Source organism: Nostoc sp. 106C (assembly GCF_002154725.1).
Classification (GTDB): Bacteria; Cyanobacteriota; Cyanobacteriia; order Cyanobacteriales; family Nostocaceae; genus Aulosira.
Window position 1 is genome coordinate 1 of the sequence record NZ_MTAW01000029.1, and the last position, 3,440, is coordinate 3,440.

Below are 3,440 nucleotides of genomic sequence, written 5' to 3' on the forward strand. Positions count from 1 at the left end.
CTTCCCCACTCCTGTCGCCCACCGCACGATACAGTGGTAGTGCAGAGTTGTAATATTCTAAAGCTTTCTGCTTTTCTTCTAAAGCGTCATACACTCTGCCAATACTAAGCAAGGTAACAGCTTGCCCTTTTTTATCTCCTGCCTTCTGCCACAATACCAGCGCTTCTTGCCATTTTTCTATTGCCTGTCGCAGAGATGCTGGTGTATCTTGTTTATAAAGTGCCGTCCCTTCATCAAAGACTTTTTTTGCTGCGGCGCGGGTTGCATTTGGCTGTGTTATGGTTGGCTGCTGTGCAATTTGCATCTGTTTGAGTGTTACTTTTGCCCCGACTGACTCGGATAATAAAACGGCACTCAGCAAGCAGATTAATTGGATATTAATAAATAAACGTAGTCTAGTCATTGCAGGTGGAACGTAGTAAGACAAAGCAATCGCAGGGGCTTGGGATTGCTTTCCTCCAGTTGCAATGACAGCAGATATATTCCGCCAACTACTTAAACTGTAAAGCTTAAACTTATAGCTGCTCATAGGTGTTGTTCCTCGCTTCCTTTACATCTATTTCAGAGGGATGAGGACTTATGCAGTTTTCGCGTCTGGAAACCATATCTACGATCAATAGGTAATCCCTTTACCACTGAGAATAATTCGACCTTGGGGTGTATCTATGCTGTAGTTGTAATTTAGCGATCGCTCACAATAATCCCACCTGTCTGTAATGGAGTGCATCTGTTACTGTGAATAAAAATTGCGCGATCGCCCAAATTGTCGCACAATTTTTGGTATCACGAAAATTGTTCTATATTGCGTAAGTACCAAATTTTATACTCAATAACTCCGCAATTGCCCAGATAATAAAAACCTCTGTTCCTCTACTGCCTTTCCTATCGCCATTCCCCCTGCACGGTAAAACCCGCCCAATAATAAGGACTATGCCAATCTGAGCCTTGCCATAACGTCTTCTGTGCTGCACGCATCGCCTCAGCCGGAGTTTTGTTTTGCTTCAACATCTGTTTGTAAAATTCCTGCATCAGTACCGATGTACCTTCATCATTAACCTGCCACAGTGACACCACAACCCGCGCTGCACCTGCATACATCAACCCGCGTGTTAAGCCGACTAATCCCTCACCGTTGACGGTTTTACCAAGTCCGGTTTCGCAAGCACTTAAAACAATTAACTCTGCTGGGTAATCTTGGTTAAATAAATCTGCCAAGCGCAAGTAGCCGCTGATGGGGTTGCCTTTTTTATCAACTAATGACAGTACAATCCCGGATAGTTCTGGTTGGTCTTGATTGACAAAACCGTGAGTAGCAAAATGTAAGATCCGAAATTGAGTTAGGGTGCTGCTCGTTGCCCAGTTGTAGTTAGCATCAAAATTTAAGGCTTCCAGGCTGTTTTTTGAAGGTATTAACTTTAAAATTTCTTTTGCTTCTGTTGCTGTATTTTTTAGCCTGTCCCAACCATCGCGTTTGACGCTTCTGGCGGAACGATTGAGAGCAGAACGTTCAAGTTCGAGATTTGGGGCAATTTGAGAATTTGCTGGTTTACCTGTCACTCGTGAGTCGGTAGCACTGTATACTGGGTCAGCGAGAATGGCCAAAGCTTTAGGTGCTGGTTGGCGCTTGGCGAGTTGTTGGCGTTGGAAAGCGATGGTTGAAGCTGAGGGTAAATTGACAATTTCATGGTTTATTAACAGTGGTTGGTATTTATTTGCGGTTAAATCAGCCAAAGCCGCAAAAGGAATGGTTTGCAACCCATCATCAGCAACAATTACCAAACGCTTTTGGGCTAGTTGATCGGCAACAGGTGCGAGGATGAGTTTACTAAGTTGTTTGGCGTTTTCAATGCTTAAGTCACTGACTGTTTCTTGCTGTAAACTTGTATGGAATTTTTCAGCAGCTTTTTTTATCTCCTCTCCTCCAGCAAGTGTGTAAGCTTGCATGGATGTGGGAGTAACAGCCCACAAATAGCTGCGTTCTTTACCCAAAGAATATTGCAATAGCAGAGTGTCTTTATCGAGCTGTTGTTGGATTTGCGGTAATTTGAGAATGTCTTTATCTGGATCTGGATTTGTCAATTTCACATATTCCGGGTTAGTAGTACGGATTTTTGCTTGCACTTCCTGGTATTGGCTAAGGAGATTGCTGATTTCGGTTGTTAATTTTTGAATGGTTGCTTTGGTGGTGGGGTCGTTTTTATTTGATGAGGTTTGTAAATTTTGTCGCAGCGTATCTCTAGCATCAATTTGCTGTAGTAAGCTACGTTCCTGTTTTATGAGTTCTGGATTTGAGCCTTTGAAAATTTTGGCATTTGCTTCGTTTAATAACTCTATGAGACTTCTAGCGCGGGAGCGTTCGCTCACGTGCAAAGCTAATGCATCGTATCCTTTTGATGAATCTTTTTTGTGCAGTTCCATCAGCAGGTCAATATAGAATTTGTAATAACCCTGAACTGTAGCAAAGTAGGAAGTGCGAAGTTCTTCCCTGTCGATTTTTGTGCGTAATTCTTCAATAATTTTGATAGCCGCTTCTATGTTAGTGCGGGCTGCTTGCAAGTTACCGCGACTTTGTTCTAGATAGGCGAGGTGGAAAAGGGTATTAGCTTCCCCACTCTTGTTGCCCACTGCACGATACATTGGTAGTGCAGTATTGTAATATTCCAAAGCTTTCTGCTTTTCTCTTAAATCGTTGTAAACTGCGCCGATATTATTTAGAGTAGTAGCTTCCCCACCCCTGTCGCCCACCGCACGATACAGTGGTAATGCAGAGTTGTAATATTCTAAGGCTTTTTGCTTTTCCCCTAAATCGGAGTAAACTTTCCCGAAACTAACCAGAGCAGTAGCTTCACCACCTCTATTGCCCACTGCACGATACAGTGGTAGTGAAGTATTGTAATATTTCAATGCTTTTTGCTTTTCCCCTAAAGCGTCGTAAACTTTCCCGATATTATTTAGAGTAGAAGCTTCCCCACTCCTGTTGCCCACAGCACGATACAGTGGTAGCGCAGTATTGTAATATTCTAAAGCTTTCTGCTTTTCCCCTAAAGCGTCGTAAACTGTGCCAAAACTAACCAGAGTAGTAGCTTCACCACTCTTGTCGCCCACCGCACGATACAGTGGTAGCGCAGAGTTGTAATATTCTAAAGCTTTCTGCTTTTCCCCTAAAGCTTCGTAAACTTTCCCGAAACTAACTAGAGTAGAAGCTTCCCCACCCCTATTGCCCACTGCACGATACAGCGGTAGCGCAGTATTGTAATATTTCAATGCTTTTTGCTTTTCCCCTAAAGCGTCGTAAACTGCGCCAAAATTAACCAGAGTAGTAGCTTCACCACTCCTGTCGCCCACCGCACGATACAGTGGTAGCGCAGAGTTGTAATATTCTAAGGCTTTCTGCTTTTCCCCTAAAGCGTCGTAAACTGCGCCGAAACTAATTAGAGTAG

Annotated in this window: 2 protein-coding genes; both read right to left on the reverse strand. The window is 43.3% G+C overall.

Annotation, left to right across the window (positions count from 1 at the left end; translation table 11 throughout):
• Window positions 1-529 (reverse strand): tetratricopeptide repeat protein (locus BV375_RS01470; RefSeq protein ID WP_243713808.1); only part of this gene is annotated, 529 nt, incomplete at its 3' end.
• Window positions 530-882: 353 nt separating this feature from the next.
• On the reverse strand, window positions 883-3,440 hold a 2,558-nt coding region (locus BV375_RS01475), incomplete at its 5' end, for a CHAT domain-containing tetratricopeptide repeat protein (protein ID WP_143841943.1).